The sequence below is a fragment of the Bacillus cereus genome (assembly GCF_015071065.1).
In the GTDB taxonomy this organism is placed as follows: Bacteria; Bacillota; Bacilli; order Bacillales; family Bacillaceae_G; genus Bacillus_A; species Bacillus_A cereus_BA.
The window spans coordinates 88310-104131 of record NZ_VOVA01000005.1 but is presented as its reverse complement, the minus strand read 5'-3'; the positions used below and the strand labels follow the sequence as shown (position 1 = coordinate 104131).

Below are 15822 nucleotides of genomic sequence, written 5' to 3'. Positions count from 1 at the left end.
TGCCTGAATGGCATTTTTATTTTTGTAGATTGATAATTTCACATACCGTATTTTATGTAAAAAAACATAAAATACTTATAATTAAAAAAGTGTGTACATCGCGGTGTATTTACTTGTCAATCTTGCATGACCACTATACTATTAAAATGTAGAGATTAGAAAAAAGGGGTTGTATCTAGCATGAAATTTGAGATGCACACAAAAATTATTTCAAATGAAAAAGAAGTAAGATTACATATAGAAGATAATTTATTTCAATTAATTTTAGATGGTTATCATCTATTTACTATTCAAGAAATATTGCCTTTATATAAATCAAATGAAGAAAGAATCGGTAGTGCAATTGTCCAAAAGTTAGAATGGGAGAACGGAAAAACTACACTAAACTATCAGCTTGTTTCACTACAATCAGTAAACTAAAAGGAGAAGGGTAATATGAAGTTTTTTCATACAGCGGATTGGCATTTAGGTAAGCTTGTTCATGGTGTATATATGACTGAAGATCAAAAAATTGTGTTAGATCAGTTTGTACAAGCTGTTGAAGAAGAAAAACCGGATGCTGTAATTATTGCAGGAGATTTATATGACAGAGCAATTCCACCTACAGAAGCAGTAGACTTATTAAATGATGTATTACAAAAGATAGTTATTGATTTACAAACACCAGTAATCGCAGTTGCAGGAAACCACGATAGTCCGGACCGCATACATTTTGGTAGCAATTTAATGAAAAAACAAGGATTACATATTGTGGGACAATTCCAGTTTCCATACAATCCTGTTGTTTTAAATGATGAAAACGGAGAGGTTCATTTCCATCTTGTTCCGTATGCAGATCCAAGTATTGTTAGACATATATTGAAAAATGAAGATGTTCGTTCTCATGATGATGCGATGCGTATTTTTATGAACGAACTCTCTGAAACAATGGATAAAGAAGCGAGACACATATTTGTAGGACATGCATTTGTAACTTCTTCAGGAGAGGCAGAGGAAAATACGAGTGATGCGGAACGACCACTTTCAATTGGTGGTGCTGAATATGTAAATAGCCATTATTTTGATAAGTTTCATTACACTGCGCTTGGCCATTTACATCAAGCACATTTTGTGCGTAATGAGACAATTCGTTATTCAGGTTCGCCACTTGCATATTCTATTTCTGAAGAAAAGCATAAAAAAGGATATTATATTGTGGAACTGGATGAAAAAGGTGAAACAACAATTGAAAAACGTTTACTTACACCGCGTCGTAAAATGCGTACAGTAGAAGCGAAAATAGACGATTTATTGCTTCATCCAATAAATGAAGATTATGTATTTGTGAAATTATTAGATGAAAATCCTGTCTTGCAGCCAATGGAAAAAATACGTTCTGTATACCCAAATGCAATGCATGTTGAAAGATCTATTCAAAGACGAGAGTTCACAGATGAAAATGAAGTAACTGTTTCAAGACATAAAATGGATGATTTATCTCTTTTAAAAGCATTTTATAAAGAAATGAAAGGGCTAGATTTATCAGAAGAGAAAGAACATCTATTTTTAGATGTTTTGCAAACAGTGCAAGAACGGGAAGGTGAGCGAGGATGAGACCGATTCAGCTTATAATGACCGCATTTGGTCCATATAAACAGAAAGAAGTAATCGATTTTAAAGATCTTGGTGAGCATCGTATTTTCGCTATTTCTGGAAATACAGGAGCTGGAAAGACAACGATTTTTGATGCGATTTGTTATGTATTATATGGAGAGGCTAGTGGAGAAGAGCGCAGTGATACAAACATGCTTCGTAGCCAATTTGCTGATGATAATGTTTATACAAGTGTGGAATTAACGTTTCAGTTAAAAGGGAAAAGTTATGAAATAAAACGACAATTGGGTCATAAAAAACAAGGGAATAAAACAATTACAGGACATGCAGTCGAATTATATGAAGTAATTGATGAGGAAAAAGTTCCATGCGTTGATCGTTTTCATGTAACGGATGTAAATAAAAAAGTTGAAGATTTAATTGGATTAAGTAAACATCAATTTAGCCAAATTGTCATGTTACCGCAAGGAGAGTTCCGAAAATTATTAACATCTGAAACGGAAAATAAAGAAGAAATATTACGCCGCATTTTTAAAACAGATCGTTATAAATTAATGCGTGAGTTATTAGATCAAAAGCGTAAACAATGGAAAGACGTCTTACAAGAAAAACAAAAAGAACGTGAGCTATATTTCCGTAATGTATTTAAATTACCAATACGTGATGGAGCATTATTAGAGACATTAGTGGAGCAAGAGCATGTAAATACACATCAAGTAGTAGAGGCATTAGAACAAGAAACAATTTGGTACAATGCAGAGGTTGAGCAATTATACGTAGAACAAAATGACAAAACGAAACAATTAAAAGAAGCAGAGGCACGTTTTCATGTAGCAAAAGCTGTAAATGAGAAATTCAAAGATTTAGAACAAAAGAATGAGAAATACAGTATTTTACAAGAAAACCGTACCGTAATCGAAATGAAAGAAAAATCTTTTAAACATGCGGAACAGGCGAAGCGATTATTACCATTTGAGCAATGGTATGAGGAAGCAATGCAACATGAACAGCAGTCTGAAAGGTTATTAAAACAGATAATCACAAAAAAAGAACATATAATGAACAGTTTTGAACTTGCCCAGGAGAAATATGAGGCATTAAAGAATAAGGCATCTGAGCGAGAAAATGCTAAAAAACAAGTTCAAAGACTAGAAGAGTTACAACCAATTATTGCATCATTAGCTGAGAAAAAGTTAAATTTGCAAAATGCTGAAATTCAAATAGGAAAATTAAAAGAAGGTATGCAAAAGTTAGATGAACAACTAGAAGTGCATACAAATGAAAAACAAAGAATGTCTGGCGAATTACAGCAATTAGAAGCAGCGCTTGAACAATATGTAGCTAAAGTAGAAGAACTAACGAATATGCGAGAAGATGCAAAAGTATTAAAGCAGGCATATGATGTATGGCAAGAAAAACAAAAATACGAGCAAGAAAAAGAAAGTGCGTTTCATAAGATGCAACAGGCAGTTAGTGCATATGAAAATATGGAACGCCGCTGGCTAAGTGAACAAGCTGGTATATTAGCTCTTCATTTACATGATGGTGAATCTTGTCCAGTATGTGGTAGTATGGATCACCCGAAAAAAGCTACAGAGCAAAGTAATGCAATTGATGAAAAAGCGTTAAATGAGCTAAGAGAAAAGAAAAACGTTGCGGAAAAATTGTATGTTCAATTAGAAGAAAAGTGGAATTTCTATCGAGTTCAATATGAGCAAGTGATAGAAGAAGTGCTAAAGCGGGGGTATCGCTCAGAAGAATTAGTAGAAACATATAGTGCGCTCGTTCAAAAAGGAAAGCAATTAGCAGCAGAAGTTAATGCGTTAAAAGCAAGTGAAGAAACGCGTAAGAAAATTGCTGTGAATATAAAAAGCGTAGAAGAAAAAGTAGAAGAATTCCAGAAACAAAAGCGTGAAGTAGAAACAATACAGCACCGTACTGAAATGGAGTGTATGCAGCTTCGTACGTCATATGAACATGATAAGCAAAATATTCCGGAAAGCTTGCAAACGGTACAAGCTTGGAAAGTACAGTTTGACCAAGCTCTGCAAGAACTCAGGTTAATGGAAGATGAATGGGAGAAAGTACAAGAAGCGTATCAACATTTGCAAAATGAAAATATACGTATTCAAGCAGAACATGATAGTGCTTCTAATCAATTTAATAGTGCAAAAGAGAAGAAAGAAGAGACTTTCACACGCTTTATAAAAGAGCTAGAACAAAGCGGATTTACAGATCAATTAACATATAAAGAATCCAAATTAAATGATGCTGAGATGGATAAGTTACAACAAGAAATCCAAAGTTATTACTCATCTCTAGAAGTACTTACAAAACAAATTGAAGAATTAAAAGCAGACTTAAAAGATAAAGAGTATATGGACATTTCTTCATTAGATGAGCAAGTGAAAGAATTGGAAATTAACCTTGATATTATTAAAGAAAAACGACAACGTGCTCAAAACGCCGTATCATATATTACGGATTTACATGAAAATATTAAACGAATTGATGAACAAATTCATGAGGAAGAAAAAGCATTCCAAGAACTTGTTGATTTATATGAAGTAATGAAGGGGGATAACGATAGTCGTATATCCTTTGAACGTTACATCTTAATTGAGTATTTAGAACAAATTGTTCAAATTGCGAACGAACGACTACGTAAATTATCAAATGGACAATTTTATTTAAAACGAAGCGAACGAGTTGAAAAGAGGAATCGACAAAGTGGATTAGGATTAGATGTATACGATGCATATACAGGTCAAACCCGAGATGTAAAAACATTATCTGGCGGTGAGAAATTTAACGCATCACTTTGCTTAGCACTTGGAATGGCAGATGTAATTCAAGCGTATGAGGGTGGTATTTCCATCGAAACGATGTTTATCGATGAAGGATTCGGCTCATTAGATGAAGAATCATTAACGAAAGCAGTTGACGCCCTAATCGACTTGCAAAAATCTGGTCGCTTTATCGGCGTAATTTCACACGTTCAAGAACTGAAAAACGCAATGCCAGCTGTATTAGAAGTAACGAAGCAGAAGGATGGGTGTAGTCAGACTAAGTTTGTGGTGAAGTAAGTTCGGAAAATACTGTGGGCATTCGATAGATACTTATATTTTGCAAAAAGAACTAATTTCAAGTCGGTTTATTTTGGAGTACAATTGTACTTCAAAATAACACCGGCTTTTTTATATGGATGTATCTATTTTTTGTGATTTTAGTTTATAAAGCTATATTATGAGTAGTCGGCCTCCACCTCTCTTTCATCTTCATAGTAGACGAAGATGAAAGAGAGGAATTTGGTAATAAGGAAAAGCGTATTAGTCTGTTAAAGGACAAGCTTCTATAGAGGTCTTTAGAACGATATTTGGAGATGAAAAGTTATTTATCGTGAATCTAAACACTGTGTATTATGATCAAGCGTTTACGGTCGAATTTATATAAATTTATGTAGATGGATTCTTCAAGTCGATTAAAAGAGGAAATTATGATGAACAAAACGCCGTCTCTGCATTGGAGGCGGCGTTTGTATAATGTAAAGGAGTGAACGATGCAGCTAGGAGTTATCTGAAGAAGGTGGCGTATTTGCCAAACGGTTATAACTTTTAAAGGCTGAAATTGCCGATATAACACCACCTGTTAAAAATAAAGCTGATCCACCAACTAAAATAATACGACTGACATACGTTTCACGAGCTTCTTCAACTTGTTCTTGTGACGGTGTAGGCATATAAAATCCCCCTTAATAAAAATATGTTGTGTAATAGTATATACAAACGCCTACCATGTGTTAAAAATGAAGAAGTTGTATGTATAAGCATCTAAGTGAATTTGATATTTAGCTAGTGTTAGTATTAATTTCAACGTTTCTGCACAACTTCTGCACAAGTTTTAGTAGTTTATATGTCATGATATATCCGCAAAGTTAAATATTCAATAATAATGAATGGAACGTTCGTTCATTATTAAGTGTGCGTTTCTTACGCACTCTCCAAAACAAGTGTCTATATTGTTATTCTTTTGCATCAAAGCCCTCATCACACTACGAAGTATAACAAGAAGGGGATACGAACATGAATAATCGAATTTTAAAACACCTACTAAATATGAAGATGAACAAGAAAAGCCTGGGAGCCGTTGCATTAACGGCTGGAATCATAGGCACGACTCTCATTCCTCAAAATGCATATGCGCACGGTTTTGTTGAAAAACCTGGAAGTCGTTCTGCTTTATGTAGCCCAACTTACGGCGCACTGAACGTGAACTGCGAAAGTATTATGTATGAACCTCAAAGCTTAGAAGCTCCAAAAGGATTTCCGCAAGGTGGCCCAGTTGATGGGCAGATTGCTTCGGCAGGCGGGAAATTTGGTGGTATTTTGGATCAACAAACAACAGAGCGTTGGTTTAAAAATACGATAACAGGTGGAGAAAATACGTTCACATGGAAGTATACAGCTCCTCACTTAACAAACAAATGGCATTACTATATTACGAAAAAAGGTTGGAATCCAAATAAAGCGCTAACAAGAGCAGACTTTGAGCCAATTGGAACTGTACAACATGATGGCTCTGCAGCTTTAAACAATTTAAATCACAAAATTAACGTACCTACTGATCGTAGTGGATACCATGTTATTTTAGCGGTATGGGATGTAGCTGATACAGCAAATGCATTCTATAATGTAATTGATGTAAATCTAGTCAATAATGAAAAACCAGACACAGAAGCACCAAGTAATCCAAATGGACTTGAGGCAACAAAAGTTACAGCAAATAGTGTAGAACTAGCATGGACCGCTTCTACGGATAATGTAGGGGTAAAAGGTTATCAGGTCCTACGCAATGGAGAGATTATTGACACAGTACCAGGCACTCATTTTATTGATAAACAATTACAACCAAGTACTGAATACTCTTATACTGTAAAAGCGATTGACGCAGCTGGAAATGTATCGAAAGAAAGTACGGCAGTTAAAGTGAAAACATCAGTAGAGATTCTTGATACAAAAGCACCTACACAGCCAAAAGGATTACACAGCATGGGAACGACAGCATCAAGTGTTGATCTGATGTGGAGTCCGTCTGACGATAATGACGGTGTAGACCATTACGATATTTACAGAGAAATATCAGGCGTAATGAAAAAAATTGGAACATCCAACACTACTTCTCATATGGACAAAAATTTGCTTGCTAATACTACATATAAATATACGGTGAAAGCTGTTGATGTAGCTGGAAATGAATCAACACAAAGCGATGTATTCAAAGTTACCACAAAAACTGAAAGCGCTTCATACGAAGCGTGGAATTCAAAGAAGGCATATAAAATGGGAGATAGAGTCGTACACGAAGGGAAAGTATATGAAGCTGTCCAAAATTACCAAGGAAATGGGGATCCAAACTGGATTTATGCTTTATCATTATGGAAAACAGTGTAAGCTTTTACTGATTTTGAACTAAGGAATGGCTGACGGGCTTTGGTGCAATAAAGTAATAATGAGGGTTCACTTTAAAGTTGAAACAAAAAAGACGACATATAAAATGTCGTCTTTTTTGTACGGATTTATTTTTCCTCCTGGTTTTCTACCTTTTCCGTATTAGAAGCAAATCCGCTTTTAAACCCATCGATAAAATTACAACCACTTAATGAAAATACAAATACACATATAAGACCAACTAAAATACCCTTTTTGTAATTTACTTTACAACAGCCTCCTAATTATCAATTCGTAAACTAGATATCACTATATTTAAATGTTTAATATACATTGGAATTACCGTAAAAATGAATAGTTAAATTATATAGTTGTAGGACATGACGTCATCTTATGAATATTTTTATACAGTAGATATATTTATTACTCATATAGTATTACTTCGTAAAGCAATTGTATTACAAAGAGGTATCTCTATACCTCTTCACCATACCACTAGACTGTAAAAATACATAATGTGTGTACCTTTTTGGATAGGTAAAGATATGTAAAAATATGAGGGTGAGAGTGAAGGTGATTTTTAACGATTTTAGCTCACGGAAGGTTACGAGGTAAAAATAACTGAAGGAATACTAAAAAAATAATAACCGACGGATTTTCGTTTGAATACTAATGACTTTTACGGATTCATGAACTTGGCTATTCAGGAAAAGCATTTTTGATAGCTTAATATAGGAGGTAAATAAATTATGAACGTTAACTACGGTAGACATACTATTATTGAAGTTGATTTAAATGCACTGCAACGTAATTTCCAACAGTACAAACAAGCTATTCCATTTGGTACAGCGATTATGACAGTTGTAAAAGCGAATGCCTATGGACACGGGGCAGTTCCGATTGCGAAGGCGGTAATAGAGGCAGGCACAAGTCACTTGGCAGTTGCGTTTGTAGATGAAGGAATTGAACTTAGAGAAGCTGGTATAACTGTACCAATATTAATCTTTGGATACACACCGTATGAAGCGATAGTAGATGCAATTACGTATGATTTAAGCATGACAGTATATACAATTGAGGATTTGCATGCTATAGAAGAGGTTGCTTCACAAATGGAAAAGAATGCGTACATCCATATTAAAATTGACACTGGAATGAGCCGACTCGGTTTACAACTTAATGAAGTCACATTGTTTTTACAAACATTAAAGTGTACAAAATATATTCAGGTTGAAGGAATGTACACGCACTTCGCTTGTGCAGATGAAAGGGATAAAATGTATACTCTCATGCAACAAGAGGTATTTCAAAAAGCCGTAAGCAAAGCAGAAGAGTTACAAATTGTTATTCCATGGATTCATGCCAATAATAGTGCTGCTACAATTGATATGCGAGAAACAAAAGGAAATATGGTCCGCCTTGGAATCGCGTTATACGGTCTCTATCCATCTGCAGATGTCAATCAAGAAGCTATTTCGTTACAGCCTATCCTGACATTTAAATCAAAAGTTGCGCATATCAAAAAAGTAAAAAAAGGAAATGGGGTTAGCTATGGAGCAACATATACAGCGACAGGAGAAGAATGGATTGCGACGATACCGGTTGGATATGCGGATGGTGTCAGCAGGCAACTCTCGAATAAAGGGTTTGTATTAATAAAAGGTATGAAAGTTCCTATTATAGGACGTATTTGTATGGACCAGTTAATGTTGGACGTAACAAAAATCATGCCAATACATGTTGGGGATGAGGTGGTCTTTTATGGTAATCAAGGCGAGGAATCAATAAGTGTAGATTGCGTTGCAGATATATTAAGTACAATTAATTATGAGATTACTTGTATGTTAAGTAGAAGGATACCTCGCATCTATATAAAAGACAATAAGCCAATCGAAATAATAAATGAACTACGAAGAAGTCCTATCAGTTTATGTATAAATGAATGAAGAATCTTCACCATAAATTTATGCTAACTTCACATGCAGCACAAATTGAAATTGTATTATGTATATGTACCAAATAAATAAAATTATATAGCATTGCTGTTTTTAAATAATTAAAATCCTATTATTTCTATATAAGGGTTGTATATTTGAGATAATATTTTATTTAGAAGCAGATTTTAATAAAAAGGAATTCAAATAAAAGGGGAATGTCTTATGACAACATATACGAGCGAGATAAAAAAAAGTTTAGTTACTGAAGAAGATGTGGACATTTTAAAAATAATGGCGCATCCAATACGATTACAAATTGTAAATGAATTAAGTGCACGCAAAACTTGTAATGTAACACAATTAACAGAAATATTAAATATTCCTCAATCGACTGTTTCACAGCATTTATCAAAAATGAAAGGTAAAGTGCTAAGAGCTGAAAGAAGAGGATTAGAAATTTATTATTACATTAATAATTTAAAAGCAAGCAAGATTGTTAGTGTTTTAGGATATATAAATTAATGAATTGTCATTATACAAAATAGCCTCCGCTGTTAAGCAGGGGCTATTTTGTATTGTTTTATTTATTTGCATTTAAAATTTTATAGTTTTTATGATTTACAATTGTTCGGTCAAATTCAAAAGTACCACCGCTTACATCTGTAACTTCAACTAAGACCGATTCAGTGTACAGTTTTAGTACAGATGCTGTGATCTTGAAGTTATTTCGTTGAAATAGTATAGTATCGCCTACGTTTGCTTTCATAGTACCTCCTTATAAAAGTCAGAAATGTTTGTTTATTATATATATTAAACCACGTATAGATATATTAGTGAATGTTTAGTTTTATTTATCAATAAAATATTTGTTGTTTAATAAAAATTAAAGTGCAACATTATGTAAATGAATTATATATTTTCTATTTTTATGTAGAAAATTGTAAAAAACGTTGTAATTCTGTATGTTTCGTTAGAAAAACAAAATATACGGTCGACGCATAACTTTTTATAAAAGAGGATATGAAAACCCCCGTAAGTCGTATTGATGCAAAAAATTATAAAAGCTGCTACGTATTTAACAAGCAGTTTTTTGTATTTCACCCTTCGTTTTATGTAACTGGTTCCATATATTTGACGCTCTGTCTTGTAAGTGCTTACATAGTCGGTAACATCCTATACAATGAAGTTGTTAAATCGAATGAGGTGGTCAAGATGAACATGAAAAAAGCAAATTTAGCGTATAGCATTAAAATAGAAAGAGGGGGCGGGATGATATGAAAAAATCAACTGTAAATCCATGGCTTGTTGTCCTTGGCACAGTCATAGTACAAATGGGGCTTGGAACGATATATACATGGAGCTTATTCAATCAGCCTTTAGTTAGTAAATACGGTTGGAGTCTTAACGCTGTTGCTATAACTTTCTCAATTACTAGCCTTTCTTTAGCATTTTCAACTTTGTTTGCGAGTAAATTGCAAGAAAAATGGGGACTTCGTAAACTTATTATGATAGCTGGACTAGCATTAGGAATTGGATTAATACTTAGTTCACAAGCGTCCTCATTATTAATGCTTTATGTACTAGCAGGAGTTGTTGTAGGTTACGCAGATGGTACAGCATATATCACTTCACTATCCAATTTAATAAAATGGTTTCCAGAGCGTAAAGGTTTAATCGCCGGTATATCTGTTTCTGCATATGGTACAGGTAGCCTAATATTCAAATACATAAACGCAATGTTGATTGATTCGGTTGGTGTATCGCAAGCGTTTATATACTGGGGCTTAATTGTTACAGCTATGATTGTGATTGGTGCTTGTTTAATCCATCAAGCCGCTGATCAAGGTGCAGTTCATGAAACAAAAACTAAGGAATATACAACAAAAGAAATGTTAGGTACAAAACAAGTATACTTATTATTTATTATGTTATTTACATCATGTATGAGTGGCTTATACTTAATTGGCATGGTAAAAGACATCGGTGTTCAACTTGTAGGGCTTAGCGCAGCAACAGCAGCTAATGCGGTGGCTATGGTTGCAATCTTCAATACATTAGGTCGTATCATTTTAGGACCATTATCAGATAAAATCGGCCGTTTAAAAATCGTTACTGGTACTTTTGTTGCTATGGCGACTTCAGTCTTGGTTCTAAGTTTCGTAGATTTAAATTATGGTATCTACTTCGTCTGTGTAGCAAGTGTAGCGTTTTGCTTTGGTGGAAATATCACTATTTTCCCAGCTATTGTTGGTGATTTCTTCGGTATGAAAAACCATAGTAAAAACTACGGAATTGTGTATCAAGGATTTGGATTTGGAGCGCTCGCAGGTTCCTTTATCGGTGCAATTCTAGGTGGATTCAAACCAACTTTCATGGTGATCGGCGTATTATGTGTCGTGTCATTTATTATCGCAATTTTAATTCAAGCACCTAATGAGAAAAAAGAAAAAGAAGAAGAGTATCGCAGCGTAGCGTGAGTATTTAAAGCTACTATAACTAAAAAGTACCCTATTAAACAGGGTACTTTTTTACGGTATATTATAAAATTATGAAAGGGAAGTGGATGACAAACCACTTTCCTTTTTTCTTTATGAACTATTTTTAATTGTTTTTCTCTACCCAGTCTTTATAATTTACGGGATTTTACTGATAAAAGAACTAGTAAAACATTCATTTGGATTATATTGGAATATTGTTAGGTGATGCATAATATATAAAACTGTGACGAAATCTTAGATTATACATAGGATATTCATTGAGAAATGAAAGATGTAAAATAAAATGTTTTCAGAAAAATGTTGAGAAAAGAAAAAAAAATTTTTGATAAAGCATAGTAGGGGAAGAAATCTACAGGTTTTCTTTTTGAATTTCAAAAAAGATGATAAGGAATTATAGATTGAATTTTTATTTAAACTACTTTTTAATGCTTATAGATGCAGTCTTACATAGAAACGTAAAAAATATTTTATCTGAAAAATAAAAAAAGATTGACAAGATTATTGAGAAACATTATCATTTCGGTGTAAGAACAGTAAATGAAAAACATTATCAATTAATTTCGTTTCGATGAAAAGTACACTTGACCAATTAGTTTAGTAAGTGTATTATTTTTTACATCACGATGATAATGAAAATCGTTATCATTTGTGTTGTTGAATTAGATAATTTTTATATGAAAGGATAGAGGAAATGAATGCAGGGGAATTTGATGGGAAAACCGTTTTAGTAACAGGTGCAGCGCAAGGTATAGGTAGTGTTGTAGCAAAAATGTTTTTAGAAAGAGGAGCTACAGTTATTGCGGTTGATCAAAATGAAGAAGGGCTAAATATGTTATTAAATCATTATGCATCATATGAAACACGTATAAAGACATTTCATTTAGATGTGAGTGATAGCACTGCTGTTGAAGAGGTAGTAAAACGAATTGAAAATGACATAGCACCTATAGATATATTAGTAAATGTCGCAGGAGTTTTACGAATGGGAGCGATTCACTCTTTAAGTGATGAAGATTGGCATAAAACATTCTCTGTAAATACTACAGGAGTTTTCTATATATCCCGAGCAGTAAGTAAACGTATGATGGTAAGAAAGTCAGGGGCAATTGTTACAGTTGGCTCAAATGCGGCAAATACTCCGAGAATGGAAATGGCTGCGTATGCGGCATCAAAAGCTGCAACGACGATGTTTATGAAATGTTTAGGGTTAGAACTTGCAGCATACAATATTCGCTGTAACTTAGTTTCTCCTGGTTCTACTGAAACTGAAATGCAAAGATTACTATGGGCTGATGAGAATGGAGCTGAAAATATAATTGCTGGTTCTCAAAATACATATAGACTCGGAATTCCGTTACAAAAAATTGCACAACCTTCAGAAATTGCTGAAGCAGTATTGTTTTTAGCTTCAGATAAAGCAAGTCATATTACAATGCATAATTTATGTGTCGATGGCGGAGCTACATTAGGAGTTTAATAAAAAATTAAGGAGGTTTTATACTATGAATGAACTTACAGCTGTAAAGGAACTGTCAGAAAAACTTTTAGAAGATTATAAGACTGAATCTTCATTCTTTTTTGCTTCACCAACTCGAACAATATTAGCAGAAGGAGAGTTTACTACAGTAAAACATCATGAAATTGAAAGTTTTCCAGAGCTTGTACAAGCGGTATTAAGTAATGCAAAACAAGCCGGAAATCCAAATCCTATCGTTGTAGGTGCTTTGCCATTTGATCGTAGAAAAGAAGTTCAACTTATCGTACCAGAATATAGCAGGACTTCTGAGCGTTTACAGTTAGAGACAACAAATGAGATAAAAAGAAATGGGAAACTGACATTTGAAATGACACCGGTTCCAGCTCCTAAAGTTTATATGGATGGTGTGAAGCAAGGGATTGAAAAAATTCAGGACGGAGATTTTAAAAAAATTGTTCTATCTAGATCGTTGGATATTAAGTCCTCCGAGAAGATTAATACACAAAAGCTTCTTCGTGAATTAGCAGAACATAATAAGCACGGTTATACATTTGCTGTTAATTTACCGAAAGATGAAAACGAGAAAAGTAAGACGTTAATTGGAGCAAGTCCTGAATTGCTTGTTTCACGTAGTGGTGTGCAAGTCATTTCTAATCCGTTAGCTGGTTCAAGACCACGAAGCGAGGATCCAGTAGAAGATAAAAGAAGAGCAGAAGAATTACTTTCTTCGCCAAAGGATTTACATGAACATGCGGTAGTAGTTGAAGCGGTTGCGGCTGCGCTTCGTCCGTACTGTCATACATTACATGTTCCAGAAAAACCATCAGTTATTCATAGTGAAGCAATGTGGCATTTGTCTACAGAAGTGAAAGGTGAACTAAAGGACCCAAATACATCTTCTTTAGAGTTAGCAATTGCTCTTCATCCTACGCCAGCTGTTTGCGGAACTCCAATGGAAGAAGCGAGAGAGGCTATTCAAAAAATTGAGCCATTTGACCGTGAATTCTTTACAGGAATGTTAGGGTGGAGCGATTTAAATGGAGATGGCGAATGGATTGTTACAATTCGTTGTGCTGAAGTGCAAGAAAATACACTTCGTTTATTTGCAGGAGCTGGAGTTGTTGCTGAGTCAAAGCCAGAAGATGAGTTAGCGGAAACATCAGCTAAATTTCAAACAATGCTGAAAGCTTTAGGGTTAAGTGATAATTCATTGAATGAAAAGTAGGGGGAAGAAAGAATGTTAGCAGGTTATACGGAATGGCCAAAAGAATTTGCAGATCGTTATAGAGAAGAAGGATGTTGGCTCGGTGAAACATTTGGCGGAGTGTTAAGAGAGCGTGCTGAAAAATATGGAGATCAAATTGCGGTTGTAAGCGGTAATACGCATATAACGTATAGTGAACTTGATAAAAAGGTAGATCATTTAGCTGTAGGTTTACTGAATTTAGGCATAAAGAAAGAGGACCGAGTTGTAATCCAGTTACCTAATATTATAGAGTTTTTCGAAATATGTTTTGCACTATTTCGAATTGGAGCGCTTCCTGTTTTTGCACTACCCTCACATCGAAGCAGTGAAATTAGTTATTTTTGCGAGTTTGGCGAGGCGAGTGCTTACGTTATTTCAGATAAGGCTCTCGGCTTTGATTACCGAAAACTAGCAAGAGAAGTGAAAGAGAAAGTTCCCACTTTACAACATGTAATCGTAGTGGGGGAAGAAGAAGAATTCGTGAACATAACTGATCTTTATATGGATCCGGTTCCGTTACCAGAAGTTCAGCCAAGTGATGTTGCGTTTCTTCAATTATCAGGAGGGACAACAGGACTTTCAAAATTAATTCCTAGAACACATGATGACTATATTTATAGTTTACGTGTTAGCGCTGAAATTTGTAATTTAAATGCAGAAAGCGTCTATATGGCAGTTCTTCCAGTAGCACACAATTATCCGATGAGTTCTCCTGGAACGTTTGGAACTTTCTATGCGGGTGGAAAAGTAGTGTTGGCAACTGGAGGTAGTCCAGATGAGACATTTGCTCTTATCGAAAAAGAAAAAGTTACGATTACGGCTCTCGTACCACCATTAGCAATGATTTGGCTTGATGCAGTTGATTCGCGTACCAACGATTTATCGAGCCTACAAGTACTTCAAGTAGGTGGAGCGAAATTTAGCGCTGAAGTTGCAAAGCGTATACGCCCTACATTCGGATGCACATTGCAACAAGTATTTGGTATGGCGGAAGGATTAGTAAATTACACAAGGTTAGATGATCCGGAAGAAATCATTATTCATACACAAGGTAGACCGATGTCTACATTCGATGAAGTAAGGGTTGTTGATGAGAATGATAATGATGTAAAACCTGGTGAAGTAGGCAGTTTATTAACACGAGGGCCATATACAATTCGTGGTTATTATAAAGCGGAGGAGCATAATACACAATCATTTACAAAGGATGGCTTTTATCGCACCGGTGATCTTGTGAAAGTAAATGAACAAGGTTACATCATTGTAGAAGGAAGAGATAAAGATCAAATTAACCGTGGTGGTGAGAAAGTTGCTGCGGAAGAGGTTGAAAATCATCTATTAGCACATGATGCAGTACATGATGTAGCAATTGTATCTATGCCTGACGATTATTTAGGTGAACGTACTTGTGCATTTGTCATAGCTCGTGGACAAGCCCTAACTGCAAACGAATTAAAAATGTTCTTAAGAGAACGTGGTATAGCAGCTTATAAGATTCCAGATCGAATTGAATTTATTGAATCATTCCCGCAAACAGGTGTTGGAAAAGTAAGCAAAAAAGAATTACGTAAAGTCATTGCTGAAAAACTTATTACAGTAAAACGATAAAAAACCATTAAAAGTC

The 15822-nt window shown here is 34.7% G+C and carries 12 protein-coding genes; 10 read left to right on the top strand and 2 right to left on the bottom strand.

Going from position 1 to position 15822, the window contains the following annotated elements; all coding sequences use genetic code 11:
* Positions 1–180: 180 nt before the first annotated feature.
* Genes FT637_RS15900 through FT637_RS15890 form a run of 3 tightly spaced genes read left to right on the top strand, consistent with a single transcriptional unit; the run spans position 181 to position 4679 of the window.
* Positions 181–420 carry a DUF2584 family protein gene (locus FT637_RS15900; protein WP_002085739.1) on the top strand — a complete coding sequence of 80 codons (240 nt, stop codon included), beginning with the start codon at positions 181–183 and terminating at the stop codon, positions 418–420.
* 15 nt (positions 421–435) lie between these two features.
* Positions 436–1593: an exonuclease SbcCD subunit D gene (locus FT637_RS15895; RefSeq protein ID WP_193647118.1), complete on the top strand. Its 1158-nt coding sequence runs from the start codon at positions 436–438 to the stop codon at positions 1591–1593.
* Positions 1590–4679: an AAA family ATPase gene (locus tag FT637_RS15890; RefSeq protein ID WP_193647117.1), complete on the top strand. Its 3090-nt coding sequence runs from the start codon at positions 1590–1592 to the stop codon at positions 4677–4679. The genes FT637_RS15895 and FT637_RS15890 overlap by 4 nt, the downstream gene beginning before the upstream one ends.
* Before the next feature lie 479 nt (positions 4680–5158).
* On the opposite strand, the gene FT637_RS15885 is transcribed toward FT637_RS15890, so the two are convergent.
* A complete protein-coding gene (locus FT637_RS15885; protein ID WP_001143088.1) occupies positions 5159–5332 on the bottom strand; it encodes a hypothetical protein in 174 nt (57 codons plus the stop codon).
* Positions 5333–5675: 343 nt separating this feature from the next.
* Here FT637_RS15885 and FT637_RS15880 point away from each other — a divergent pair, with 343 nt between their 5' ends.
* From FT637_RS15880 to FT637_RS15870, 3 genes are all read left to right on the top strand, one after another.
* Positions 5676–7043, top strand: coding sequence for a lytic polysaccharide monooxygenase (locus tag FT637_RS15880; RefSeq protein WP_193647116.1), 1368 nt, complete (start codon positions 5676–5678; stop codon positions 7041–7043).
* A gap of 746 nt (positions 7044–7789) precedes the next feature.
* Positions 7790–8986, top strand: coding sequence for an alanine racemase (gene alr / locus FT637_RS15875; RefSeq protein WP_193647115.1), 1197 nt, complete (start codon positions 7790–7792; stop codon positions 8984–8986).
* Between the two features lie 213 nt (positions 8987–9199).
* A complete protein-coding gene (locus tag FT637_RS15870) occupies positions 9200–9499 on the top strand; it encodes an ArsR/SmtB family transcription factor (protein WP_097832019.1) in 300 nt (99 codons plus the stop codon).
* Positions 9500–9557: 58 nt separating this feature from the next.
* Here FT637_RS15870 and FT637_RS15865 read toward each other — a convergent pair whose 3' ends face one another.
* Complete coding sequence (locus FT637_RS15865; protein WP_193647114.1) at positions 9558–9743, bottom strand: YkvS family protein; 186 nt, start codon at positions 9741–9743, stop codon at positions 9558–9560.
* A 508-nt stretch (positions 9744–10251) separates the two neighbouring features.
* Here FT637_RS15865 and FT637_RS15860 point away from each other — a divergent pair.
* The 4 genes from FT637_RS15860 to FT637_RS15845 all read left to right on the top strand — a co-directional run bounded on the left by FT637_RS15860 (position 10252) and on the right by FT637_RS15845 (position 15806).
* Positions 10252–11454 carry an OFA family MFS transporter gene (locus FT637_RS15860; protein ID WP_193647113.1) on the top strand — a complete coding sequence of 401 codons (1203 nt, stop codon included), beginning with the start codon at positions 10252–10254 and terminating at the stop codon, positions 11452–11454.
* A 712-nt stretch (positions 11455–12166) separates the two neighbouring features.
* On the top strand, positions 12167–12952 hold the full coding sequence (gene dhbA, locus FT637_RS15855) for a 2,3-dihydro-2,3-dihydroxybenzoate dehydrogenase (protein ID WP_193647112.1): 786 nt from the start codon (positions 12167–12169) through the stop codon (positions 12950–12952).
* Positions 12953–12977: 25 nt separating this feature from the next.
* Complete coding sequence (dhbC, locus tag FT637_RS15850; RefSeq protein ID WP_193647111.1) at positions 12978–14177, top strand: isochorismate synthase DhbC; 1200 nt, start codon at positions 12978–12980, stop codon at positions 14175–14177.
* Positions 14178–14189: 12 nt separating this feature from the next.
* The gene (locus FT637_RS15845; RefSeq protein ID WP_193647110.1) at positions 14190–15806 is read left to right on the top strand and encodes a (2,3-dihydroxybenzoyl)adenylate synthase; all 1617 of its coding nucleotides are present in this window, start codon (positions 14190–14192) and stop codon (positions 15804–15806) included.
* The last annotated feature ends 16 nt before the right edge of the window (positions 15807–15822 follow it).